Source organism: Citricoccus muralis, assembly GCF_003386075.1.
GTDB classification, from domain to species: Bacteria; Actinomycetota; Actinomycetes; order Actinomycetales; family Micrococcaceae; genus Citricoccus; species Citricoccus muralis.
The window spans coordinates 837,146-862,004 of sequence record NZ_QREH01000001.1 but is presented as its reverse complement, the minus strand read 5'-3'; the positions used below and the strand labels follow the sequence as shown (position 1 = coordinate 862,004).

Annotated in this window: 20 protein-coding genes and 2 pseudogenes; 10 read left to right on the top strand and 12 right to left on the bottom strand. The window is 67.1% G+C overall.

The genetic code is table 11. The annotated features are described in order from the left end of the window. Positions 1–217: 217 nt before the first annotated feature. A complete protein-coding gene (locus C8E99_RS03740) occupies positions 218–649 on the top strand; it encodes a cupin domain-containing protein (protein ID WP_245952070.1) in 432 nt (143 codons plus the stop codon). Here the strand turns inward: C8E99_RS03740 and C8E99_RS03735 are convergent. Beyond that, on the bottom strand, positions 612–2,237 hold the full coding sequence (locus tag C8E99_RS03735) for a dihydrolipoyl dehydrogenase family protein (RefSeq protein WP_245952069.1): 1,626 nt from the start codon (positions 2,235–2,237) through the stop codon (positions 612–614). The genes C8E99_RS03740 and C8E99_RS03735 overlap by 38 nt on opposite strands. Before the next feature lie 98 nt (positions 2,238–2,335). Between C8E99_RS03735 and poxB the strand changes: the two genes are divergently transcribed. The 3 genes from poxB (at position 2,336) to C8E99_RS03720 (ending at position 5,272) form a co-directional block, all read left to right on the top strand. Then, positions 2,336–4,057, top strand: coding sequence for a ubiquinone-dependent pyruvate dehydrogenase (gene poxB, locus C8E99_RS03730; protein ID WP_115931165.1), 1,722 nt, complete (start codon positions 2,336–2,338; stop codon positions 4,055–4,057). Positions 4,058–4,076: 19 nt separating this feature from the next. Beyond that, positions 4,077–4,328 carry an NINE protein gene (locus C8E99_RS03725; protein WP_115931164.1) on the top strand — a complete coding sequence of 84 codons (252 nt, stop codon included), beginning with the start codon at positions 4,077–4,079 and terminating at the stop codon, positions 4,326–4,328. Positions 4,329–4,374: 46 nt separating this feature from the next. Beyond that, positions 4,375–5,272 (top strand): IS5 family transposase gene (locus tag C8E99_RS03720; RefSeq protein WP_418287547.1). Its coding sequence is split into 2 segments (ribosomal slippage): positions 4,375–4,712 and positions 4,711–5,272, totalling 900 coding nucleotides; the frame shifts between segments, so codons are not numbered across the junction. Positions 5,273–5,361: 89 nt separating this feature from the next. On the opposite strand, the gene C8E99_RS03715 is transcribed toward C8E99_RS03720, so the two are convergent. Both C8E99_RS03715 and C8E99_RS03710 read right to left on the bottom strand, forming a co-directional pair. Further along, entirely contained in the window at positions 5,362–5,772 is a 411-nt protein-coding gene (locus C8E99_RS03715) for a hypothetical protein (protein ID WP_115931162.1), read from the bottom strand. A 328-nt stretch (positions 5,773–6,100) separates the two neighbouring features. Next, positions 6,101–6,643 carry a DUF1269 domain-containing protein gene (locus tag C8E99_RS03710; protein WP_115931161.1) on the bottom strand — a complete coding sequence of 181 codons (543 nt, stop codon included), beginning with the start codon at positions 6,641–6,643 and terminating at the stop codon, positions 6,101–6,103. Between the two features lie 1,849 nt (positions 6,644–8,492). On the opposite strand from C8E99_RS03710, the gene C8E99_RS03705 reads away from it, so the two are divergent. Beyond that, positions 8,493–9,788, top strand: coding sequence for an acyltransferase family protein (locus C8E99_RS03705; RefSeq protein ID WP_269457834.1), 1,296 nt, complete (start codon positions 8,493–8,495; stop codon positions 9,786–9,788). A 407-nt stretch (positions 9,789–10,195) separates the two neighbouring features. Here C8E99_RS03705 and C8E99_RS16325 read toward each other — a convergent pair. After that, positions 10,196–10,633 (bottom strand): annotated as a pseudogene (locus C8E99_RS16325) (bile acid:sodium symporter); the annotation flags it as partial. A gap of 37 nt (positions 10,634–10,670) precedes the next feature. After that, positions 10,671–10,751, bottom strand: a pseudogene (locus C8E99_RS16415) (hypothetical protein); the annotation flags it as partial. Between the two features lie 183 nt (positions 10,752–10,934). Here C8E99_RS16415 and C8E99_RS03695 point away from each other — a divergent pair. The 3 genes from C8E99_RS03695 (at position 10,935) to C8E99_RS03690 (ending at position 16,041) form a co-directional block, all read left to right on the top strand. Beyond that, on the top strand, positions 10,935–12,401 hold the full coding sequence (locus C8E99_RS03695) for a cation-translocating P-type ATPase (protein WP_115931159.1): 1,467 nt from the start codon (positions 10,935–10,937) through the stop codon (positions 12,399–12,401). Between the two features lie 329 nt (positions 12,402–12,730). Further along, the gene (locus C8E99_RS15720) at positions 12,731–13,708 is read left to right on the top strand and encodes a hypothetical protein (RefSeq protein WP_170144520.1); all 978 of its coding nucleotides are present in this window, start codon (positions 12,731–12,733) and stop codon (positions 13,706–13,708) included. 620 nt (positions 13,709–14,328) lie between these two features. Beyond that, positions 14,329–16,041, top strand: a complete 1,713-nt coding sequence (locus tag C8E99_RS03690) for an alpha/beta-hydrolase family protein (RefSeq protein ID WP_211308979.1) — start codon at positions 14,329–14,331, stop codon at positions 16,039–16,041. 99 nt (positions 16,042–16,140) lie between these two features. Here C8E99_RS03690 and C8E99_RS03685 read toward each other — a convergent pair whose 3' ends face one another. From C8E99_RS03685 to istA, 3 genes are all read right to left on the bottom strand, one after another. After that, a complete protein-coding gene (locus tag C8E99_RS03685; protein WP_115931158.1) occupies positions 16,141–16,350 on the bottom strand; it encodes a hypothetical protein in 210 nt (69 codons plus the stop codon). 281 nt (positions 16,351–16,631) lie between these two features. Then, positions 16,632–17,393 (bottom strand): ATP-binding protein, encoded by a 762-nt coding sequence (locus C8E99_RS03680; RefSeq protein ID WP_115931157.1) that lies wholly within the window; start codon positions 17,391–17,393, stop codon positions 16,632–16,634. Then, positions 17,393–19,039 carry an IS21 family transposase gene (gene istA / locus C8E99_RS03675; protein WP_115931156.1) on the bottom strand — a complete coding sequence of 549 codons (1,647 nt, stop codon included), beginning with the start codon at positions 19,037–19,039 and terminating at the stop codon, positions 17,393–17,395. Before istA ends, C8E99_RS03680 begins: the two co-directional genes overlap by 1 nt. Positions 19,040–19,305: 266 nt before the next feature. On the opposite strand from istA, the gene C8E99_RS03670 reads away from it, so the two are divergent. Continuing rightward, positions 19,306–20,241, top strand: coding sequence for an FAD-dependent oxidoreductase (locus C8E99_RS03670; protein WP_115931155.1), 936 nt, complete (start codon positions 19,306–19,308; stop codon positions 20,239–20,241). A gap of 73 nt (positions 20,242–20,314) precedes the next feature. On the opposite strand, the gene C8E99_RS16170 is transcribed toward C8E99_RS03670, so the two are convergent. Both C8E99_RS16170 and C8E99_RS03665 read right to left on the bottom strand, forming a co-directional pair. Next, complete coding sequence (locus tag C8E99_RS16170; protein WP_245952067.1) at positions 20,315–20,422, bottom strand: DUF4282 domain-containing protein; 108 nt, start codon at positions 20,420–20,422, stop codon at positions 20,315–20,317. A gap of 60 nt (positions 20,423–20,482) precedes the next feature. Continuing rightward, positions 20,483–21,280 (bottom strand): IclR family transcriptional regulator, encoded by a 798-nt coding sequence (locus C8E99_RS03665; protein WP_115931154.1) that lies wholly within the window; start codon positions 21,278–21,280, stop codon positions 20,483–20,485. 48 nt (positions 21,281–21,328) lie between these two features. Between C8E99_RS03665 and C8E99_RS03660 the strand changes: the two genes are divergently transcribed. Further along, on the top strand, positions 21,329–22,717 hold the full coding sequence (locus C8E99_RS03660; RefSeq protein ID WP_115931153.1) for an MFS transporter: 1,389 nt from the start codon (positions 21,329–21,331) through the stop codon (positions 22,715–22,717). A gap of 206 nt (positions 22,718–22,923) precedes the next feature. Here C8E99_RS03660 and C8E99_RS03655 read toward each other — a convergent pair whose 3' ends face one another. Next, positions 22,924–23,568 carry a response regulator gene (locus C8E99_RS03655; RefSeq protein WP_115931152.1) on the bottom strand — a complete coding sequence of 215 codons (645 nt, stop codon included), beginning with the start codon at positions 23,566–23,568 and terminating at the stop codon, positions 22,924–22,926. Next, positions 23,565–24,806 (bottom strand): histidine kinase, encoded by a 1,242-nt coding sequence (locus C8E99_RS03650; RefSeq protein WP_245952066.1) that lies wholly within the window; start codon positions 24,804–24,806, stop codon positions 23,565–23,567. Before C8E99_RS03650 ends, C8E99_RS03655 begins: the two co-directional genes overlap by 4 nt. Positions 24,807–24,859: the final 53 nt, after the last annotated feature.

Here is a 24,859-nt window from a genome sequence, read left to right as displayed (position 1 = left end):
CCGCCCGGAACGCCGGAATCACGCCGATCGACGGTTGCGGGCCGGAGAACGTCCACAGGGTGTGGATGAAGAGGCCCACCGTTGTGCACAGATTCTTTTGATCCAGCACGGCGGCGTGTCCTGTCCACGGCGGCGGCGTGTCGGCATCGTGCCGACGTCAAGGGCAGGACACGGTTAGCCTCAAGGAACCACAGGAGGCACCACAGAAGGGACTCCCATGCCCACACCCCAGACACCCCGCCGCCTGGTCAACACCGAAGACCTCGCCGCCCTCGCCGCCCGCGCCGCCCTCGCCGCCCGCGAGACAGCGACCTCCGCCGACGCCACAGACGCCACACTCTCCCCAGTCGCCCCAGGCGCGATCTGGAAACTCGAGGAGCCGGTCCGGGAGCTCGACTCGAACATCATCTCGCTGCCGGCCGGCGACGGGATCGACGCGCACCAGGGCCCAGACAACGACGTGATGATCCATGTCCTCGACGGCTCCGGCACGCTCGGCACCGCAGAGGGAGACCTGGCCCTACGGCCCGGTGACCTCCTGTGGATGCCTCGGCGCTCGATGCGCCGCTTCACCGCAGGTGGTTCCGGCCTGATCTACCACACGGTCCACGTCAGGAAGCCCGGCCTGCTGCCGACTCTACGCCGATGACGTCGCTGCCGAACTGGGCGAGGGCATCCCCGATGGCCCGGTGCAGGGTGGGGTAGGCCCACGGGATGCGGGCCAGCTCGGCCAAGGGCACCCCGGCGTGGACGGCCACGGTGAGCGCCCCGAGGATCTCCCCGGCATGGGGGCCCACCACCGCCGCGCCGACGAGCACTCCCCCACTCGTCCTACTCTTCTTGTTCCTGTTTCCCGGCTCATCCGCCTGCTCATCCGCCTTCTCGGCTGTCTTCCCATCCGCCAGGGCCACCAGGGTCAGGTGCCCTCGAACCTCGTCGATCCACCCCCGGCTCGAGGCCCCGAGATCCACCCTCGCCACGTGGACCTCCGAGGCATCGCCACCCTGATGCTCCACGGCCTTCCGGGCCTCACCCTCAGAGAGCCCGACGGCGGCCACCTCCGGATCCGTGTACGTCACCCGGGGTACGGCCTGGCGGGGGAAGGGGCGCGGGGCTGCTCCGGCCAGGAGCTGGTCCGCCACCACCGCCGCCTGGGCCATGGACGTGTGGGTGAAGGGGCCGGCACCGGTCATGTCCCCGATGGCGTACCGGCCCGGCACGGGTTGCCCTCTCTCCGCGGCCGCGCTGTCCAGGACACGGCACCAGTCATCCACCTCGACGGAGTCCCGCGGCGCTCGGCCAGCGGCCAGCAGCACACGGTCCACGGTCAACCGGCCCCCCGTGGTCAGCTCCAGGTCTACGGGGCCGGCCGAGGCCGGGATGCCGTGGGACGTCTCATACCGGGAGGCCTCCCCCGCCTGCACGCCACTGATCTCCGTCCCCGTACGGACGTCGATCCCCTCGGCCCGGAACCGCTCCGCCACCAGCTCGCCGGCCTCCGGGGTCTCTCCCGAGAGCAGCCGTTCACCGCGCACCAGCAGGCTGACGCGGACCCCGAACCCGGCCAGAGCCTGCCCCAGCTCGCACCCCAAGGGTCCACCGCCCACGATGGCGAGGGAGGCCGGGAGTGTCTCGGCCGTCACCACGTCCCGGTGGGTCCACGTCACCGCCTCCGGTAGGCCGGGCACCGGGACCTGCATTGATTCAGAGCCGGTGTTCAGGACCACCGCACGGCGGGCCGTCCAGGTCTGGTGCGCGCCGCCGTCGTTCGGGGTGACGGTGACCTCGGTGCCGGCTGAGGCCGGGCCGGCTGCGGGACCTCCCACGATCTCCGCCCGACCGTGGACGAACTTCGCACCGGTGCCGAGCAGCCTCTCCACAGCCACCCGGTCGTCCCACTGGTCCGTGGCTTCCTCACGGATCCGCCGCGCCACCCTCGCCCACGAGGCGTCCGCCCTCCGGGACTCGTGCAGCATCATCTTCGACGGGATGCAGCCGTAGTACGGACATTCGCCGCCCACCAGGTGCTCGTCCACGGCCAGTACCGACCAGCCGCCGCGCGCCAGCCGTGCGGCGACGTCCTCCCCGCCGGGCCCGAGCCCGATCACGATGGCGTCGACCGTGCCGGACACCGAGATGGACGTTGCGGACGTGGCGGACATCGGCCCGGACGTGGGGATCGGCGTGGGGATCGACGCCGGGATGGGGGTAGACGCTGGGGTAGAGGGGGAAGCCATGGGACCACCCTTCCATCAGCGCCCCCCGGGTGGCGAGGGACGGGCACCCCGATCGGACACCCTCCCCCTGAAGGTGCCCCCACCCCTACGCTGAGCCCATGGTCACCGTTGCCGAGAACCTCATCCAGACCCTTTCCCTCAATGGCGTCAAGCGCATCTACGGCCTTCCCGGCGATTCGCTCAATGCCATCACGGAGTCCCTCCGAACCCACCCCGAGATCGAGTGGGTGCACGTGCGCCACGAGGAGACCGCCGCCTTCGCCGCCGGGGCCGAGGCCGAGATGACCGGAGAGGTGACGGTCTGTGCGGGCAGTTGCGGCCCGGGGAACCTGCATCTGATCAACGGTCTGTACGACGCGCAACGCAGCCGCGTCCCGGTGCTCGCGATCGCCGCCCACATCCCCACGGAGGAGATCGGCACCACCTACTTCCAGGAGACGCATCCGCAGGAGCTGTTCCGGGAATGCTCCGTCTATGTGGAGTACGTGGCCGATCCGAAGCAGATGCCCCGCCTGCTGGAGATCGCCCTGCGCACCGCCATCGAGCAACGCGGCGTGGCGGTACTGGTGATCCCCGGCGATGTCGCCTCGGCGGCCGCCCACGACGATCGCCGCACCCTCGTGCGAAAGGCCCGCTCCGCCGTCGTGCCCCTGCCGGACCAGTTGCAGGAGGCCGCCGACGTCCTCAACGCGGCGCGGAGCGTCACGATCCTGGGCGGTGCGGGGACCGCGGGCGCCCACGCCGAGGTGATGCAGCTGGCCGAACGGCTGGCCTCGCCGATCGTGCACGCGATGCGCGGCAAGGAACACCTGGAGTACGACAGCCCCTATGACGTCGGCATGACCGGCCTGCTCGGCTTCGCCAGCGGGTACAAGGCGATGTGCGAGGCGGACGCCATCCTCATGCTGGGCACGGACTTCCCCTATCCGCAGTTCTATCCGGACGATGCGCAGGTGGTCCAGGTCGACATCCGTGGCGAGCAGATCGGTCGCAGGCACCCCGTGGACGTGGCCCTGGTGGGTGGGGTGCGGGAGACGGCGGCCGCGCTGGTCCCGCTGCTGGAGCAGAAGAAGGACAAGCACCTCGCGGACGCGCGGAAGCACTATGCCAAGACGCGCGCGAAACTGGACGACCTCGCCACCCCGGCACGGAAGGGCGCAGCGGTGCACCCGCAGTACCTGGCCCGGCGGATCAGCGCGCTGGCGGCCGAGGACGCCGTGTTCATCCCGGACGTCGGCTCCCCCGTGGTCTACGCCGCCCGCTACCTCGAGATGAACGGACGACGCCGGCTGCTCGGCTCGTTCTCGCACGGCTCCATGGCGAATGCGGTGCCGCAGGCGATCGGCGTGCTGGCCCAGGACCGCGCTCGGCAGACCGTCACGCTCTCCGGCGACGGAGGGCTGACCATGCTGCTGGGTGACCTGCTCACGCTGGTGCAGATGAAGCTGCCGGCGAAGGTGGTGGTGTTCAACAACTCGTCGCTGAACTTCGTCGAGCTCGAGATGAAGGCCGCCGGACAGCTGCCCTTCGCCACGAGCCTGGAGAACCCCGACTTCGCGGCCGTGGCCCGGGCCATGGGCATCAAGGGCATCCGCGTGGAGGACTCGGGGGACGTGGACGCGGCCCTCACGGAGGCCTTCACGCACGACGGCCCGGCTCTCGTAGACGTGGTGACGGACCCGCAGGAACTCACCATTCCGCCGGCCATCCAGTTCGAGCAGGCCAAAGGCTTCGCGCTGTACTCGATCCGCACCGTCCTCTCGGGCCGCGGCGACGAGCTGTTCGACCTGGCGAAGACGAACTTGCGGCGGTTGTTCTAGTCCCGGCTAGGGTTGCCGCGTGGACCGTACGCCGAAGAACCTCCTGCTCACCTACGTCCTGTGTGTGGCACTCGGGCTGGTGGGGGCGCACCGGTTCTACCTGGGGCATCGTGCGCTCGGGGTGGTGTACCCGATCCTGACCGTCGCCGGTCTCGCCAGTGCTCCGTGGGGCATCGGGTTCGTGTTCGGGGGGATCGTGCTCCTGCTGTGCCTGCTCGACCTGGTGCGCCTGCCCGGACTCGTCCGGCGGGCCAACGGCGGACTCAACTAGGGCGTGTCTCCTAACCTCTGCGGGAGGATGAGGCAGGCTTGGGGGCGTGTCGCGTACTCGTACTCTCTCGGATGCTGCGTGGGCTCGGATCGAGCCTTTGATGCCGGTCGCTTCGCGTAAGGGCGGGCGGCCATTCCAGGATCATCGTCGCGTTGTCGAGGGGATCGTGTGGCGGTTCCGGACGGGTTCGCCGTGGCGGGATCTGCCGGCGGAGTTCGGGCCGTGGCAGACGGCGTGGAAGCGGCACCGCCGGTTCAGCGCGGACGGCACTTGGGATGAGATCCACGCGGAGATCCTCGCTGATGCGGACGCTGTGGGCGAGATTGACTGGGCTGTCAGCGTGGACTCGACGATCAACCGTGCGCATCAACACGCGACGAACCTCCCGCGCGACACAGGGGGCTCTGTCGAGTTACAAGAATCTGCGCGAGGAGCCGCCTGACCATGCGATTGGCCGGTCACGGGGTGGTTTGAGCACGAAGATCCATCACCTCGTCGACGGGCGCGGGCTTCCGCTGGTCGTGCTCGTTGGTCCCGGTCAGGCCGGGGATGCGCCGATGTTCCCGGTGCTCATGGATCACCTCAGCGTCGCCCGGGTCGGCCCGGGCAGACCACGCACCCGACCGGAGCGGGTCCGCGCCGACAAGGCGTACTCGTCGCGCGCGATCCGCACCCATCTGCGCGATCGTGGCATCGTCGCCGTGATCCCCGAGCCGTCCGACCAGCAAGGAAACCGGAAACGACGCGGCTCCCGTGGCGGCCGACCGGTCAGGTACGACATCGAGGATTACAAGGGCCGCAACGTCGTTGAGCGCGGCTTCAACGAAGACAAGCAGTGGCGCGGCCTCGCGACGCGCTACGACAAACTCGCGCTCACCTACCGCGGCGGCGCCGTCCTACGAGCCATCACCCTCTGGCTCAAACGGTTAGGAGACACGCCCTAGTTGGCCGGACAATCTCAGCCCGCGAAGCTGACGGTAGATGTCCTGCGCGGGACTGATCTCATCGGTGGCCGCGAGGACCGAATGTGAGGTCACAGTACGGCCTCCGAGATCGTCTGCGCGGCGGTGTTCGGGGAAGCCTCGCGGGGGGCTAGCTTTCGGCGTAGCCCGGTTGAGGCGACGACGAGCAGGAATGTGAAAGCGGTGACTTCGAGAAGCGGCGCGAACCAACCCGCCGCGACAGCGAACTCGGCGAATCGCCATGACGCGTCATAGGGGGCATCGCCGTTCTGCCCCGTGATCGTCAGGTAAGCGCCCGATCCTGCGCTGGCGATGAGACGCCACGCGCCGGCCAGTGTGAGCAGCACGGCCGCAATCACGATGAGCGTGGTCCCACGGGCAGTCTCGCGCCGTGAGGCGCGTTCGGCGGAGACCGTTTCCGGGCGGAGGTACGGCCGCGCTGCATTGCGGTCGAGGGCGGCAAAGGCTCCATCACCGACCACACCTCGTCAGAGATCTCCTGCCGCGTCACCGTTCAAGACTCACCCAGCCAGTGGCGGAACCACTTGATCAACACGGCATAGGGCGATTCACCTCACAGAGGCGATCAACGGCCGACTCGAACCCCTCCGCGGCTCAGCCCTCGGCTTCCGCAACCTCAGCCACGACATCACGTCGCAGCCTCCTCGAAACCGGCTTCCGACCCGTGCAACATCCTCGTTCGTGAAGAGCCGCAATGCCTTCAGGAGTGGATGCTGTCCCTTTGTCATCGCACGAATACGTGTCGCCGCACCGGGACAGCGGCGCTACGAACCGACTCATGGCGGTTGACTAAACGCCCGAGGGCGCGTTGCCCGAGGCCGGGGTCGCCGCCTGCAGCTGCCGGATGAGGTCCTGCTCCGAGTCGCGGGTCAGGTTGGTTTGCAGCACTGTGGGGTTGTAGGGGCGGATGGCCTCGACGACACGATCGACGGTGGCGTTGCGGGCGAGGAAAAAGACCGCCGCGCGACCGGGCTGAAGGCTTTCGCCGATCTCCTTGATGAGGTCGTCGCGGATACCGACATCCGTCAACGTGCCGGCCACTGCCCCGGATCCGGCTCCGACACCGGCGCCGACGAGAGCGCCAGCTAGCGGGTTCAAGAACAGCAGCCCGATCAGCGTGCCCCACAACGCACCGCTGGCCGCCCCGTAACCCGCTCCGGCTGCGGTCAGGTTCACCGACTGGTGCAGTTTGACCTTGCCGTCGGCGTCGCGCTCTACCCACGCCGCGTCAGCGAGCTCAAGCAGCTGCTGCCGGTTGAGCTCATCGGCCAATCCGAACACCTTTTCCGCCGTCTGCGGACCGTCCACCCCGAACACCAACAACTGCGACATCGTGCACCTCCATGGGAACAGCTCACGGTATACCGCAGCTAGAGGTGTCGGCAAGAGGATTGCCTCGTCGCCATAGCCGCAGCCGCGCTGTCCGAAGGCAGGAACTGGCGAATCTGCGATCTTGTGGCCGCGTCCTGAAACCGTGCCGCGTTGTTCACCCAGCCGACCAAGGGGGCATGCTCCTCGGCGGGTTCAGCGGCCGCGACCGCTGCGGTGGATCACCTGCGTCAACTTCGAGGCAATGCACTCGAGCATCCGTGTTGTGGGCAGGCGTCGGGTCCAGGTTCACTACGTGACCGACCGCGGATAGGTGTTTCGAGATGACCTGACCAATGCCGCCGCTCGCGCCGGTTACGACGAAGGATGCCGAGGCATCCTTATGGTCGACCCTCATCTGTCCATCCTGCCGCGACCTAACGCGTTCGTTGTGGAGCACGCTGCTCCGTCGAACTACAGATTCAATGACAAAGAGCGCGGCGGCATGAGCGCGCCTCTCGAAACCGCTGCCCCGGATTGTCGCGATCACGCCCCACAAGATCAACGGCACTGACGACAGAATCACCGGCGGCGGACAGCTGATGCGCGTGACGATCGGCCGTCGGTTTCCTGATCGGTGGTGTGCACCGCTGCCCACAGTTCCACAACCATCGGTTCGTCGAGCAGGTCGCGAGCGGCGGCGGAAGGGCACGAACTCGTTGCCCTCGCGACCCAGATGTACAACGAATTCAGCGGGTCGTACCGGATCTGGCATGGCCGTGTGGCGCCTTCTCCCCTCACACCGGCGGCGCGCAACTCGGTGAGCCGGCGGGACTTGTAGACCCGGCTGGCGAAATTGATGCCTTAGTCCTGCAGCGTGCAGGTCTTGCCCGGCAGCAGACCGATGAACTTCGTCTACGCCGAACGGCACGTGAATCTCCGGAGCGACCCGCCGGTACGCCCGTACCATCTCGTTCGGCGTTAAGGTCCGGCTGGGCACGAGAGGATCCCACAGCCCAGATTGCCTGACAACGCGGCGACTGCTGAGCACTGTTAGCGCCGACGTGAACGGACCCCCTAGCGCCAAACTGGGATGGCAGATCGCCGAGAAGATGGGTGTCTCCCTGAACACGGTGTACGTGTACCGCAGCAACGATCGGCGATAAGTTGCCGGGGCCTGCTGGGTTTCCCGACCCGGTCGCCTTCGCGGGCGCACAGTGCTGTTCGATGAGAGGGCGATCGACGCGTACATCGAGCGCGCGCTCTGGGACCCGAGGCCGCGCCGGTCGGTCACCGCGCACCGCGCCTCGGCACACGGGCCCGACCGCATCTTTCCCCTACCGCATTAGAGAGTCCATCACCGACGGCGCCGGCGCACCGAGTATCACCACCCTCAAGAGGCTTGGGACCCGCTGCAGCTGAACCCCGTCACCTTTGGCGAGCGGATGCGTGGCCGCACAACCTGGACGCCCGCCGAGCGGGAACGCATCGCCTCCATCCTCGAAACAGACACCAGCGACACCAACGACCAGGTCGAGCAACTGCGGCGCCCAACGGCGCGCCTAGAGAGGAGCTGATGGTGAATGAGCGGGTCGTTGCCTGACACACCGCTGACGTCCACCTCGCCACAGGCAAGGACAGAATGCATGAGGCCTGCTGGGTTTTCCGCTCACTTCTGTGGGAACGCATCTTCACCCCTCCGGAGCACGACCGGCCAGCCGCTCTTCTCCCTGGGATAGTTGTCATCCTTCTCGGCGCCCTCTGGTACATCGGCTGGCGCCTGAGAATCCGCCGGGAGCCATGGCTTTCTCGCTGACCGCGAGATACTCTCAGACGCCAAGGCGGTGGGCCGAGGGACGGAATAGGAGAGCCGGTGGGCACGACGCGCAAACCCTCAGCATTAGGAACGTCGATTCCACCCACCCGAGATCTCACGCTGGATCTCGCTCGGGTAGCATGCGTGATGGTCGTGCTCGTCATGCACCTCCTGCAGACGGGTATCGGGACGACGCCCGATGGACGACTCGTCGCGTCCTTTCCACTCGAGCGCCAGCCGTGGTTCGCCGCGGCGTCGTGGGTGGGACAGATAATGCCACTCTTCTTCGTCGTCGGCGGATTCGCCGCAGCGCTCGGATGGCGCTCCGCACAACTCAGGGGAACGACACCAAACGGGTTCATCCGGGCCCGTGTACTACGGCTCACCCAGCCCTCGCTACCCCTTTTCCTCTTCTTCGCCGTGGTCCTGACGGTGGTGTCGTTCCTGCCCGTTCCGACTGCGCTCGTGGCCGATGCGGCCGTGGGAGCCGGATCGCCGCTCTGGTTCCTCGCCGCATACCTGCTCTGCCAGACCGCGGTCCCGAGCATGATGCGGCTCCATACAAGCGTCCCCCGGACCACGATCGCGGTGCTGGCGGCGCTCGTCGTCGCGGTCGACGTTGCCCGTTTCACGACGGGGGAGCGGGACATCGGTCTGCTGAACCTGGCCTTCGTCTGGATACTGGTGCAGCAAATCGGCTTCTGGTACGCCGACGGCTGGTTCGATCGTCGCACTCCGCTCGCCCTGGTTGCGATTGTCGCGGGGTGCTATCTGGCACTCGGGGCGTTGACGGCGTGGGGCCCGTACAACAACAACATGCTCTACAACCTCAATCCCGCGACGCTACCGCTCGTCCTGCTGGGACTCGCCCAGGCGTGCCTCCTGCGACTTCTGCGCCGACCCCTCACCCGTCTCATGGAAACCCGCAGCGTCCGCGCCTTTGTCCTGTTCACCGGCTCGCGTCTGATGACGATTTACCTGTGGCACCTGCCGGTTATCCTCTTCGTCAAGGGCATCGAGCTGGCGCTGCCGGGTCTGTCTCCGAACCCTGAAACGGCGGCGTGGTGGTGGTCGCGGCTGCCGGTGTTGGCGGTGGTGTTGGCAGTTCTCTACGTCGTGACGCTCCTCCTCGCACGCTGGGAGGTGATCGGACCGCTTCCGCCTGCTCCGGCCAAGGCCATCGTGGCCGCTGCGTGGGTGCTGGTATTCATACCGCCGTTCGGCGTCATGTGGTTTGGCCTGGATCTGTGGTGGGCTCTTCTCGGAGCGCTTTCCTACGCGATCGCGGTACCACTGCTCCGGAGCTCGATCGGGTTGAAGACGCCGAGCACCTTCTTCCGGGCTCCCTCGTAGCCGATCGGCTCGTATCCCAGCGCTTCGCTGATCGAGCATGGGCCGGTTCTCCTCCGCGTCGTAGGTGAGCAGCCGCGGCGAGTGCAGCGGGCGACCGGGACGCCCTGACGATTCAGCTCCGTGTGGATCTTCCGCGCGCCATAGACGCCAAGGTCGCCTTGTGGGCGGTCGTGATGTCCACGATCCGCTCCGTGTCCCTCATCACCCTCGCAAAGGGTGGGCGGGCCTTCGCGGCGCAATAGGGCAACCGCGCGACTGGAAAGCACGCCCACCCCGCCTGCCCCGGTCGAGCGGGTGGCCGGCGAAGAACAGTTGTGCGCGTCAGAGCAGCTCAGGGATGCCTTGTTCCTCGCGATTGGCTGAGAGCCGCCCCAGCCGTCCCCAGTTGTAAGCGAGCAGCATCCCGATCAGGGGAGGGCGATCGCCCCGACGTACACCTGCCACGGTGTGGCGATCAGCAGTGGCCAGTTGCCCGGTACCCACGTGACCAGCAGCAACAGGATGAAAACCATCCCTAGAACGCTGCCGAGCACTTCCAGCGCGCCGTCGACGTTCGCCGTCCAGCGCCGCATCGCCATCCCGATCACAACGGGCAGGATCAGCAGGATCAGGCTGACCACGACGTTGCCGAGCGGGATCTCGATGTCGCCGGCGAGCGCGCCGCCGTAGACGAGTAGCAGCAGTGGGGTGAGTAGGATCGCGGCGAGGGTTGTCATGACCGTGACGATGACGCTTAGGGAGGGGTTCGCTTTGGCGAAGTAGGTGTAGAGACTTGATGTCGTACCGCCGGGCATGCACCCCATCAGTACCAGGCCGATCGCGGAGGTGGGGGGCAGTGTGCTGTGCGGCGCGGACGTCTTTGCGGAGAATTTTTCCGATCGGCGACTTGGGCACCTCCGAGACGAACACCACCTGTCGGGGCACTTTGTAGGCGGCCAGCTTCTGTCGGCTCCATTCCCGCAGTTCTCGCTGGTGAGCGTCGAGTGCTCGCGGACTACCACGGCTCGCACGGTCTCGCCCGCTGTCGCGTCGGGCATTCCCACCACGGCCGCTTGATGACGGCGGGGTGGGCCATCAGCACCTCTTCGACCTCGCTGGGGTAGACGTTGAATCCGCTGACGATGATGAGATCATTCTTGCGGTCGCATGACAACGGTGCATGAACTTGCGTCGGCTGGTACCGAGGCGCTCGTGGGGTTCCGCGAGATCGCCGGGACGGCCGGCTATTTCGCGCTGACCAAGGGTGCCGCGGACACCATGGTCGACCGTTGCGGGGCGCTCTTCGCAGACGGTGCCGTGACCTCGCTGAATGTTGGCGATCGCGCCCGCCTGCGTGAGGAGATTGAGTCGTTTACCTCAAAGGGCATGCGGGTCCTCGCCGTGGCGGGGAAGGGGCTCGATGCCCTCCCCTCTTCGAAGGACGAAGAGTCCGTCGAGGACAACCTGGTCTTCCTTGGGCTCGTGGCGATGGTCGATCCGCCGCGGGCAGAGGCTAGGGACGCCGTTGCCACTTGTCGCACCGCAGGCATCCGCCCAGTCATGATCACCGGCGACCACCCGCTCACCGCTCGGGCAATCGCGGCGGACCTCGGGATAGCCTCACCTGCTGCCCGCGTCATCACCGGCCGCGACCTCGACCCGATGACCCCCGAGGAGCTCTGCGGGGCGGTACGTGAGGTGTCGGTGTACGCCCGTGTCTCACCTGAGCACAAACTTCGCATCGTCGAAGCGCTGCAGGTGAACGGTGAGATCGTGGCGATGACCGGCGACGGGGTGAACGACGCGCCTGCGCTGAAGAAGGCGAACATCGGCGTCGCCATGGGCTCGGGAACGGATGTAGCGAAGGAAGCCGCGGATGTCGTGCTGCTTGATGACAACTTCGCCACGATCGTTGCCGCCGTCGAGGAAGGCCGGGTCGTCTACGACAACGTGCGACGGTTCGTACAGTTCTCCATCTCTGGGAATGTCGCCAAGGTGCTCGTCGTAGCGATCCCGCCCCTGCTCGGTCTGCCGCTCCTGCTCGTTCCGATCATGATCCTCTTCTCCAACCTCCTCACCGACGGTCTGCTGGGCCTCGGAATGGGGGTTGAGCGGCCCGAACGCGACACCATGCGCCGCCGACCGTACGCCCCCACCGAAAGCATTTTCAGTCGCGGCATCGGCATGCATATCGCTATCATCGGCCCAATCTTGGGGGCCGCGATGATCCTCGTCGGATACTTGACGTTCGAGGCCGCGAGAAGGTCGGATCAGTTGCCAGAGGCCCAGCAGCTCGTACCGACCATGGTGTTCACGACGCTTGCCTTCGTGCAGCTCCTTCGCGCGTTGTCGGCGCGGTCATTCCGCAAACCAGTTTGGAGGACGGGGTTCCGCGGCAATCCCATCCTTATGGGGATGCTCGTCGCCGCACTTCTACTTCAACTCGCCGTCGTGTACGTGCCCTTCCTGCAGGGGGTCTTCGAAACCATTGGGCTCAACGCGACCTTCATCGGCTGGGCGATCGTCGTCGCCGTCGGCGCACTTGTCATCATGGAAATCGCGAAGGCGATTAGTGCCCGGATCTATCCGCTAGGCATCGCCGAATCGTCGATGGTCCGATCTGAGAATGCGTGATCAAGAAGCATAGATTGCTGATGCGTTCAGCCGGTGGCCTGGTGTTCTGGCTGGGCTCCTCGCTCGTACTCCTCGAACCGGGAAGCCACCTCCAGGCAGAAGGCTGGAGTTGGCCACCGCCGGATGCGTCCGGGGTGCTTTTGGTGTCGTCGCTGCTGGCGCAATCGGGAGAACATCAGTGGCTTCCGGGGAACACTCGCTCCAGCTGCGACTGGGTTCCCCATTCGAGAGTGAAAGGTTGGCTGCGAGAGGTCGACGCTCTGCGCAACCGACCAATACCGCAGCACTCAGTATTCTCCGCCAGTCAAGTGACTCGCCTTCAATGCGACATGGGGAACCAGCGCTGGACCACGAGGCTGACCCTCGCAACGCCGGGGAGTTCCGATTGCGGTGCGCGCGATTACGGCGTGCGCGACGAAGAGCAGGTCACCACCGTGGTCGCACCCGCGGAACGGGCGATGGTGCGCGGGGCCGTGAAGAGGTACGGTGAGCGGGGAACAGTGTCTGATCGCCGAGGATGGGCCGTCCTGGAATGCCCGCACCGTGTCGACCGCACCGGCGACACAGCCTGGGCATGGCACCTGGTCGATGACTGGGTGCCCGGATCGCCCTGTACGACGGGCAGTGCCCGGAAGGAGCGCACCGTGACTGGGCAGAGCGTTCCATGCCAACTGCGCCACGAGCAGCTCACCGCGCCCATGGGCAGAACCGTTTTGGAAGCACCGCTGTGGCCCACCGGCCTGCGCCAGTTCGCCGGGCACGGTGATCTGTGCGTGCACATCGTCCTGCCACGGGAACGGGCCCGTTGGAACGGGCTGTTCGCCGGGGTGCGGGTGCTCGCAGCACGCACAGCCCACCTCGGCGTGCACGTTCCACCTGAGCGGGGCGGGTTCAGCCTCGACCCCGTCGTTCTCATGGCGTCGTGGGGACGACGGGGTCGGGACCGGCTGACCGCGGTCTTGGCTGACGCCGCCGCGTGCGGAGTCGATCTGACCCCGCAGCAGGTGCGTGTCGAACCGCCGCCCGTGACCCGGACTACCCTGCGCCTGCCAGTACCGACCGGCAACGCGCGGGCGTGGGGGCTGATGTCGGTGGCGTGGTTTCCACTCATCGGGTCAGGCATCTCCGTTGCGGCCCCTGCCGCGGCGCGCGCAGAAGCGGACCGGTCGAAAGAGATTTCCGATGGGCTGGGCTCGAGCTGGCTAGTGGACCTGTTCAACGCGCCACCCGGTGGCAACTCCACCGATACCCGGCCGATCGACGCGGCCCCACCACGGCCGGCCCCACCACAAGAGGAGAGCCCGTGATGCCCAGCATGTTGGACCGTCTCGCCGGCCTCGCCTCCCGGCCCCTTAACCCATCACCGTCGGCGACACCGGCGGCCGATGCTCAGCCCCGGGGGGGGGGGGGGGGGGGGGCTCCTTGCGGGACGCGGTGAACGCCGTCACCGCGACCACGTCTGCGCGCGGCGAAGGAAGAGGCCAGCCGGCGACCAAACAACCCCCACCGAGTCGCCGACACGTCCGTCCCGCGGTGGTCGAGTTGACGCCCTCGTCAACCGAGGCGGCCCGGACCGCGGTTGCACGCTACCAGTACCTGCTGCAAACCGCGCCACCCGGGCAGCTCGAACGCGTTCACACCGACGCGTTCAACCGCCTTACCCCCGTCGAACGCGCCCACCTTCACCAGCAGCAGCGCACCAGCTTGCCCCTGCGAGCAACCTGGCACCACCGACGCCGCCGAGCTTGCTCGCACCGCACCCACGTGCCGAGGCATCCCGCCCCGGCGTGCTCGCCCGAATCTTGGCCGAGGGTGCTGACGGTGGTCTCGCCCCCGAGGCATGAGCCGCAGTCGCCCGTGCCCGCGCGCATTGACACCGACCGCTCGCGGGCCCGTACGATGCACCCGATCCGAGGAGGCGTAGGCGATGAGAAAAAGTGACACCGGCGTTGCCGTGCAGCGAATCCGGGTGCTCGGAAGGCCGACGTTCGGTGGGTTGGTGATCGCTCTCATGCTCTGGTTGCCGGCCTTGACGCCGACACTCATCCCGCGGATGCCGGCGACGCAGGCTGGGATCAATGCCGTTGCTCTCGCCATGGGTTATGGGATCGGCACCCTCATCGGGCTCTGCCTTCGGTTGGTCCTCCTGCGCAACGGGCGCTCAGTCGCGCGGGGCGTTCGCCGTATCGGCTGGATCGTCCTCGGGCTTGGGTGGCTGAGCGGAGTGTTGTTGGGTGCGGTGTTGTGGCTGACCTGGCAGAACGATCAGCGCCGGCTCATGGGGATGGAGACCGTCGACGGACTCGACGCGGTGTTGATGGTGTCGGTGTCCGTCCTGGGCGGAGTCATGCTCGTTGTCATCGGGCGGCTGATTGCCAAGGCCGTGCTTGCGGTGACGCGGCTCAGCCGCCGCCTGCTGCCGTCTGTTCCAGCGGCACCCCCGATCGGGTTAGTTGTATTCTTCCTCGGCACCGTGCTCGTGGGCTGGGGCGGGTGGCTGGGAATCACCGCCTTTGCCAATGCGACCTTTGGGTCGGCGAATGCGAGCACCGACGAGGGCACGGTGCAGCCCGGCTCAGCATCTGTGTCCGGCAGCAGCGAGTCGCTTGTTCCGTGGGGCACGTTGGGGCGCTGGGGGCGCAATTTCGTGGCATCGGCGACGACGGCTGAGCTCGGGACGTTCCACGACGCAGACGCCGAGCTTTCGGAGCCGGTGCGGGTCTACGTGGGACTGGACTCTGCCGGCTCGGCGTCCGAGCGGGCTGAGCTGGCGGTCCGGGAGCTGGACCGGGCCGGCGGGTTCGATCGCGAGGTCCTGGTGGTCTGGGTGCCGACCGGGACGGGTTGGGTGATCCCCGAAGCTGCTGACGCCCTCGAACTGTTGCACCGCGGCGACACGGCAATTGTGGCCACCCAGTACTCATTCCTCCCCAGTCTCCTCGCGGTCTTCATGGAACCGGGCCGGGAGATCGAGAGCGCATCCGCGCTATACAGTGCCGTCCACTCGCACTGGTCGGATCTCCCACGGGATGACCGGCCCAAGCTCCTGCTCTTCGGTAAGAGCCTCGGTACCGTCGGTGTCGAGGCGCCTTTTGTCGGAGCGGATGCGTCAGAGTCGATCGCCAACCTTACCTCCGGCACCCAGGGGGCTCTGATAGTCGGCGCCAAGCGAACGAATCCGATCCATTCCCAACTCACACGAGAGCGGGATCAGGGTTCTTCGGTCTGGCAACCAGTCATCGACGGTGGTCTCGCCGTCCGGTTCCTGTCCCGAGATCCCGACCAGCCAGCGCTCAGCCAGGACTGGCCTCTGCCCAGGATCGTGTACTTGCAGCATCCGTCAGACCCGGTGCCGCTCTGGGGCATCGATGTGCTCTGGAGGTCGCCGGAATGGATGGACCAGCCTCGCGGATTCGATGTATCCGAGGCGGCTAGTTGGTACCCGGTCGTGAGCGGCGTCCATGCCGCGGCCGACTTGATCTTCCAGCTCGACACGCCCCCCGGCTTCGGACACGTCTACGCTACGGAGTATGTTGAGGGGTGGGCGAGCGTCTGCCCGCCCGATGGTTGGACCGACGCCGACACTGCTCGCCTCGAGGAGTTCCTGTATAGCGAGCCTCCAAGCGAGGAGCAACCCTGAGTCGTACCGGACGGGACGAAGTCTCTCAGCGTCCCGTACCACGAGTGCGGCTGCGTGCCTCCGGCGATGTCGGGCGGACGTGCCAGAGCCGTGGGTTGGTCAACGCAGTCGTCGGAAGAACACATTCGCGCGACGCATCCATACCAAAGCGAAGATGATGAGTGTGATCACGATGCTGAAGAGCTCGATGATCGCGTCGGCCGGGTAGGCGATCGCGAGGAATGTCGAGCCGATGACGGAGAGGCCTTCGGAGATGGTCCCGGCCACTCGAGCGAGACTGCTGCCGTGAAGCGGGCCGACGCCGATCATCAGGAGCGCCCATACCGACAATGATTGTCACAACAACTGCGATGAGGATCGTGTGCTCTGTCTGCCGAGCCGTTCGAAGTGTCGGCGTCATCACGCTGGAATAGCAGAACGCTGCCGTTGTACACCTCGATGAGGCTGGAAAGCCAGGTGAGCATCGCGACGAGGGTGATCCCTTCGCGCCGGGCGATCGTGTTTAGCCGGGGCTTTGGGTAGCGCGGATGTAGTGATCCGGTAGCGCGGACGCGGAGACCGGGTAGCGGTCCGCGCCCGCGCGCCCGGCGTCAGCCGCTCGTCTCGGTGTGGGTGTGGCGGCGCATGTTCGGGCCGTCGAGTTGGACGAGCTCGGCGTTGCTGACGATGCGGTTCAGGATTGACTCCGCGATGACGGCGTCGTGCAGCGACCGGTACCAGTCCTCGGGATCGAACTGGCTGGTCACGACGGTCGAGCCTCTCCCTTCGCGAGCGGCGAGGATATTCAGCAGCTCGGCGGCTGTCTCCCCGGTGATCGGCGTGGTGAGGAAGTCGTCGAGCACGAGCAGGTCGCAGGTGTGCAGGCCGGTGAGGAACGTCAGCCGCCCGGCGTCTTGCCGGTGGTAGACGGCGAGCTGGTTCGCGAGGTCGTCGAGCCGGAAGTACTTCGCGGTGTAGTCGCGTCGGCAGGCGGCGTTCACGAGCGCTTGCGCGAGGTAGGACTTCCCGACGCTGGACTTGCCGAGGATCACGAGGTTGTGAGTCTGGTCGATCCAACGGCAGGCCGCGAGCCGGGCGACAAGCTCCCGGTTCAAGTTCCTCCCGTCCAGATAGCGGATGTCCTCGACGCAAGCAGCCGGGTTCGGTGTCCGCGACGCCTTCAACAGCTTCAACACGCGCCGCTCGGTGCGGGCCGCGGTCTCCTGCTCGAGCGCGTGGCGGATCTTCTGCGAGAACGTCCACTGGTCGAAGGCGGGATCGTTCGCGATATCGATCACCGCTTCCCCGAACGCGGTCATCCGCAACCTCGTGAACAGGGGCATGTCGTCGGTGGTGAGGTGCTGCTCAAGCATCAGCGGTCGCCTCCCGCCGTCTCGCCGGCTGATCGGAGCGCATCGAGGCTGAACGACCCGGCGCCGGCCAGGTGCGCCCGACTGGTGTCCCTGCGCCCCGGCGTGCCGACACCCGCCGGTGACGCGACGACGATTCCGGCCTCGCTGCTGACGGTGGGGCGGGCGTCGAGGGCGGCGCGGAGGGCAGTGATGCGGTTCTTGACGGCGGTGTATGTGATCTGCCGGTGCGGATCTTCGTCGACCAGGCCCCGGCAGGCCTGCTCGAGCAGGACCCTGCCGCCGCGGCCTCCGAGGTCGAGGATGTTCATGCAGGACCGGTAGCCCTGCGCTTCGATCACCTTCCCCTCCAGCAGCCGCGTCAGCGCCGCGACCGTGCCAGGCCCGACCTTCGCGGCCTGGCGGAGGAAGTACCCGCGCGTCCAGAGCCCCGACACCGCTTCGGCATGCGCGGGCGCGTGCTCGGGGTCGGTGACATACCCGTTGCGTCGCGGCCCCTGCTGGTGGGTCGCGATGATCTCGCCGCCGCTGAGCACGTCGATCTGCTCCCCGATGATCCGGACGTCGACACTGAGCCCGGCGAACCGAGACGGGACGGAGTACTTGATCGTGTCGAGCTGGATATGCCAGTCGCGGTGGACCTTCGCCTTCCGCCAGATCACCGGCTCCCAACGCCGAGGAGGCAGCGGGATCAGCTCACCCCGCTCGTGCTCGGCGAACCATCCGCGGCGAGACCGCGGCTCACCGCGGAACGGGGTCCGGTCGTTGATCGCCTCGACTTGGACGGCGACGGCGCCGTTCAACTCGTCCAGCGACGCGAACACCCGGTCGGCGAGGTAGTGGATCACCCAGTTCGTGACAACCTTCACCCCCGCCTCGACGTTCCCCTTGTCCCGCGGCCGGTAGGAGCGGGTCGGGACCGCGGCGGTGGCGTAGTACTCCAGGAACTCCGCATACGACGAGTTCACGTCTCGCGCCCTGTCGGTTCGGCTGATCTGGTTCGACGCGGTCGACGCGTTGTCCGGAACGATCACCTGGGTGACACCGCCGAAGTACTCGAACGCGCGGCGGTGCGCGTCCAGCCAGGCCGACTGCTTCTCATCCAGGCACCCGTACGCGAACACCATCCCGGAGAACGGCAGCGACGCGACGAACACCGACACCCGCGTCATCTGCCGGGTCACCGGGTCCGTCAGCTGCATCTGCGTGCCCGCCCAGTCGACCTGCATCGTATGGGCGGGGACGTGCGCGATCGGGAGGGTCAGATCGTTCACGCGGACGTGCTCCGCGACGATCTGACAGAACCGCTCATACCCGTAGAACCGTGCACCCGCCGGAGCGTCGGTCTCCAGATACCGCGCCCACAACACCTTCAGCGGCGGCTTGTTCCGCCCCAACCGCGCGGCGACGATCTTCTCGATGTCGACCGGGACGAACTCCTCGACCAAGCTCTTGCGGCCATCGGTGAACAGCCGGTCGATGTCCTCCAGCGTCAGCGCGTCGACCTGCTCACGCGTCGTCCAGCCCTCGCCGTCGAGGACCCGCCGGGCCCGCGCGATCGCACGATGCGAGCACCCCGCCATCGCCTCGATCTGCCTGTACGCATACCCCTGCACCAGCAGGCCCAACACAAACCGGTAGTCCGTCATCGCCGACGTTCCTCTCCGCCAGCGACCAGCCGTTGGCCGCGGCGGGAGTCATCCTCGAACTCGAGGAGGTAGTGCTACCCGCTCCCCGCACCCGCGCTACCAGATCGTTACACGCGCGCTACCCGAAGCCCCGTCTTAACAGCAGCCCTCCGCACAGTACGAAAGGGCCTCCCAGACCCTCACCGCAGGGGCTGCGTCCAAGACCGGGCTCACCGACGAACAAGTCGCGATCATCGCCCACGCCGCCGCCACCAGCGAACTGAACTGTGATCGGTGCAGGCGTTATCGGACTATCGGTGGCTCACGAGCTTGCCACTGCCGGGCATCAAGTAACCGTCGTAGCCGACACCGATACTGCTGAAACCGTATCTTCCGTAGCCGCTGCCGTCTGGTTTCCCTTTCGAAGCGAACAAGGCGACCTGGCCGACCACCTGCTCGAACGTTCTCTTACACGCTTCAATGAGCTGTCGATAATCCCCGGCGCAGCAATCGAACAACGAACAGGGACTGTTGTTGAACGGGTAGCGGACCAAGACCGCTCCTGGGCACGTTTCCTCCCCGATGCCTTGGAGGCCATGAGGGGCCAGCTCCCACCCGGTGCTCTGTCAGGAGTTAGAGCTACGGTCCCCGTCATCATGATTCCCGCTTACTTGCCTTGGCTCCGTCAAGAGGTGGCTGGAAAGGGTGTCATCTTCAAACAGGGCAAAGTCAACGACCTTTCCGAACTTGGCACTTCCGCTGACGCCGCAGTCATCGCCACGGGCATACGCGGAGGTGAATTATTGGGTGGGGATAGTTTGATCTACCCCATCCGGGGACAGATCGTACGTCTGGCAAATCCCGGGCTAACCGAATGGATCACCGACGAAGACAACCCTGACGGCCTGACCTACGTCTTCCCTCGACGGGAGGACATCATTGTTGGAGGAACCGCAATTGAAGACTCCTGGGACACGGCCCTCGATCTGGAAACGGAGCGAGCAATCTTGGAGCGGGCCAGCAAACTCGTGCCTGCACTAGCGGAACAGCCCGTCCTTGGGCGCGCAGCGGGGCTGCGACCAGCCCGCCAAAAAATTCGCCTCGAGTATGTCTCTGGTTATGACCTGCCCGCGATCACCGCTTACGGACACGGTGGTGCTGGAGTCTCCTTGTCCTGGGGGACTGCCGAACGGGTTCTATCGCTCATTCAAGAGCTCAACTAGGCAGTTCCGGCCCTCTCGGTGAGTACCGAACGGTGAAGTGCCGGTGGTGCGCCGGCTCCCCCGATCCTGAGGATCAGCGGCGCTGGTTGTCCTGACGCAATGACTGCAGCTCCGCCACCGTGGCGGCCGTGTTCTGCGAGGTCCGCACCATGGCGATGTAGAACTCGATGGTGACCCGCATCAGCACCAGCATGATGAAACCGGGGAGTCGCCGGCGGCACCCAGCGTTAGCCTGCGCCCGTCACCAGGTGGCGGCGACGAAGCCGTGCAGGTCGGCCTCCAGCTCAATCCGTGAGCGCATCAGCTCGGCGACCAGGCCGGCGTCGAGCGCACTACGCAACCGGTCCCGGGGCACGGAGACGGTCATCCCGGCCACCGCTGCGCCCGAACTGTCCCAGACGGCCACGCCGACTGCCCCGACGCCCTCCTCGGTGCCCTGGTCGTTGACGGCGAAGCCGCGGATCCGGATCATTGCCAGCTCGGCGGCGAGCCGCGTGTGGGATTTCGCGTCGAAGGGGCTGCCGACCAGCTCGGCCTGCAGGCGGTACAGCTGTTCGACCGCCGCCGGGTCCATCGACGCGAGCAGGGCCTTCCCACCCGAGGCCGCGGCGGCCGGCAGGGCCACGCCCTGGCGGTCACCCACTCGAACAGATTTGCCTCCCTCCACGGAGGCCAGGAAACACACTTCGGTCCCCGCACGCACCATCAGGTTGGCCGTCTCCCGCAGCCGACCGGCCAGCATCTCCAGGTGCGGGTAGCTTCGGTGACGCAGCTCAGCCGTCCAGGGAACCCCCACCGGCGGCAGGCCCAGTGCCGGGCCCGGGATGTAGCGCCGGGAGGCATCCTGGACGGCGTACCCGCGGTAGACGAGCATCGCCATGAGGCGGTGTGCCGTGGAGACGGAGACTCCCAATAGCCGGGCGGCAACACTGATACGTATCCGGCCGTAGTCACGCACCATCTCCATCAGGGTCAGGGCGTGGTCCACAGACTCGACGGGATACCTCGGCGGCTGCCGCAGGGACGGCGTTTTCTGCACAGTAGATCATTCTGGCACCGTTCGTGTGCGGAGGTTCACAGTAGATCTATGATCCAGCGCACATCCGCCTCGGGCGCGCCCTCCACGGCGTCCCGCCGACAGGCCGACACCACCGTCCAGGGCTCACCGCAGGGCAGCGGACTGTCCCGCCGCCAGGCCACCCTGGCCGTGGTGGTCTGCTGGCTCCTCGTGGTCTTCGACGGCTACGACCTCATCGTCTTCGGCACCGTCCAGACCTCGCTGCTGGAGGACACCGGCTGGGGACTGGACAACACCTCCCTCGGGCTCATGGGATCCATGGCGTTCGTCGGGATGATGATCGGCGCCCTGCTGGCCGGGCGGATGGCCGATTCCTGGGGCCGGCGCCGCACCATCCTGGCGTGCGCCGTCACGTTCTCGATCTTCACCATCCTCTGCGCCTTCGCTCCGAGCGCCTGGGTCTTCGGCGTTTTCCGGCTGCTGGCCGGGATCGGCCTCGGCGGCCTGGTGCCCTCGGCCAACGCCATGGTGGCCGAGCTGGTCCCCGAACGCTGGCGCTCCTCCATCGCCACCTTGATGATGTCCGGCGTCCCGATCGGCGGTTCCCTGGCCGCCCTCATCGGCATCCCCCTGATCCCGGCCCTGGGCTGGCAGTCGATGTTCCTCGTGGCCGTCCTGGCCCTCGTCATCGTGGTCCCGATGGGTTTGGCCTACCTCCCCGAGACCCTGCCGTCCGAAGCCGCGGACCGGGATCGTCCCGAAGCCTCTCAGGCCACTGGCGGTGCGGCGAAGGCCGGCGGTTTCTCCCTGTTGCTCCGTGATCCCTTCCTTTTGGCCTCCATCATGTTCGCCCTGGCCACCCTGGCCACGCTGTTCGCGTGGTATGGACTCGGCACGTGGCTGCCGCGCGCCATGGAAGCCCAGGGCTATGACCTCGGTTCCGCCCTGACCTTCTCGCTGTCCCTGAACATCGGTGCCGTGCTCGGCTCGATCGTCACCGCCTGGGCCGGCGACCGCTTCGGCGCTGTCCGTTCCGGCGTCATCGCCGCCGCCCTGGCCGGCGTGGCCCTGCTGAGCCTGCTGCTCTCGCCGTCGGTGTGGCTCGTGTACGTGATCCTGATGGTGGCCGGCGTCGGGACGCACGGCACACAGTGCCTGATCATCGCGGCCGTGGCCAACCACTACCCGGGGCACCTGCGCGGCACGGCCCTCGGCTGGGCCTTGGGCGTGGGGCGCCTGGGTGCCGTGACGGCCCCGCTGGTGGCCGGATTCCTGCTCGACGGCGGCTTCGGCGCCGGCTCGATCTTCGTCGCGTTCGGGGTGGCGGCCCTGGTGGCAGCGGTGTTGTTGGCCGTCATCATCGCTCAGGGCAACGGTGGCCGCACGGCGGCCCGTGGGTCAGTTGCCCCGGAGCCTGCCGCTCAGGAGCGGGTCGAGCAGGTGCGGATAGCACCGTAGCCGTGGGCAGGACTTCCACCGTCCGGTACAGTCCAGCCATTCCGCCGATTTCTCCGCGGGCCAGGGATTCATCTTCACTGTGCTCGATCCGACTGGCCGATGCACTCATCGAGTGGATCGCCGCCGACTGGCCCTGGACGCGCTGGGACCGGTGCGGTCGCTGAGAGACTGCACGACCAGAACCCAGATGTTCACGGCGGCCCGGCCTACCGCAGCAGACCGTCACGCAGGGCGCGGAGTACCGCATTCGTCCGGTCCCGCGCTCCCAGTTTCAGGAGGATGGTGGAGACGTGGTTCTTCACCGTGCCCTCGGCGAGAAACAGTGCTTGGGCGATCTGCCGGTTGGGGTATCCCTCGGCCATCAGCCGCAGCACCTCCTGTTCCCGTTCGGTGAGGTCCTGGGCGGGCACCGCAGCCTCCGGCGTGGGGACAGTCCCGGTGCGGATCGCCCGCAGCAACCGATCGGTGATGGACGGGGCGATGAGGGTCCCGCCGTCGGCCAGGGTCTGCACCGCATGGGTGAGCTGTTCGACCGTCACGTCCTTGAGCAGATATCCGCGAGCGCCGGACCGCAGGGCGTCCAGCACCAGGGTGTCATCGTCGAAAGTCGTCAGTACCAGCACGGGAACCTCGATCCCCCGGTGCAGCAGTTGCCGCAGGGTCCACAGCCCGTCGTAGCGAGGCATCCGCAAATCCAGGAGCACGACGTCGGGCGCCTCCCGGGCGATCACCTCCAGTGCCGCAGCGCCGTCGTCCGCCTCCCCCACCACCTCGACGTGCGCGATGTCCAACAGAGTGCGGATCCCGTGCCGCACGAGGGTCTGGTCGTCGACGACCACAACGCGGGTCATGCGGACGGCACCCGGGCGACGACGCGGAACCCCTGGCCCGGGGTGCCGCGGACGCTGGCCGTAGGTCTCACGGGCATGGTGCGTTCTCGACTGTCGCCGCCTGTGCTGTCTGCACTGTCCACTGTGAAGCCGAACTCCGCCGTGCCGCCCAGCATCTCGAACCGTTCGGCGATCCCCCGCAGTCCGTTCCCAGCTGCGGCCGAGTTCAGGGGCCCACACCCATCGTCCTCGGCCGTGAGCACCACGACGCTGTTGAGACGCTCATCTTCGCCGTCCAGCCCCACGGTGATCCACAATCGGGTGGCATCAGCGTGGCGGAGGGTGTTGGTCGTGACCTCCTGCACGGTGCGTACCAGGGCCTCGGTCCGTGCCTCGTCCAGGCTCAGACTCGGCTCCACCTCGAGTTCCACGTGCAGGCCCGGCAGGCCTGCCACCACTCCTTCCAAGGCATCGGCCAGGTCGGTCGGCTCGGTGCGCAGCTGATCCACGGTCGCGCGCAGATCCGCGAGCAGCTCCCGGGCCACGGTGCCGGCCCGCTCAACGTGCTCCCTCCCCGGCTCCGGGGTCCGGTGCCTGGCCGCCTCCAATTCGAGGGCGAGGACCGTGAGCTGGTGACCGATAGTGTCATGCAGGTCCGGCGAGATCCGCAGCCGTTCGGCGGCGCGGGCGTTCACCGCCAACACGGCGGAGGCGGCCCGCAGGTCCACGTGGGCCCGGGCCAGCTCACGGCGCTGCCGTTGTTCACGGATCAGGGTCACGGTACTCAGCAGGGTCGCGACCTGGATCATCAGGTAGAACCCCAGGAACAGCCCGAGCTCCATCAGGGCGGATTCCGTGAGGTCGCCGTCCCCCTGGGGCGCGGCCTCCTGCACGGCATCCACCGTGAGCACCACTGTGTTGAGCCCGACCAGAACGAGCCCGCCCCCTACGGGTACCAGGTAGGCGCTGATGGCGGCGGTCAGTACGAGGAGGATATTCAGCAGTCCCATCCCCGGGGCGGTCAGCACCAGCACCCAGGAGAACACGACGGCGGCCATGAACCCGATCAGGTCCACTCGCCGCCCCAGGCCGGAGACCGCCGCGATGAGGCTGAGCAGGAAGACGATAAACAGGCTGGTCCACAGGGTGCGGTGGATCGACGGCTCGGCGGCTCCGAACAGGACCGGGGACGCTACGGCGATGGCCACGACGAGCATCGCCAGTCCCGACCAGATCTCGTACCCGTACCGCTGGCTCATCCCCAGAGTCTAGAAGGGCATGGGGTGCCGGCGCTCGTGCCGATGGTCATGGG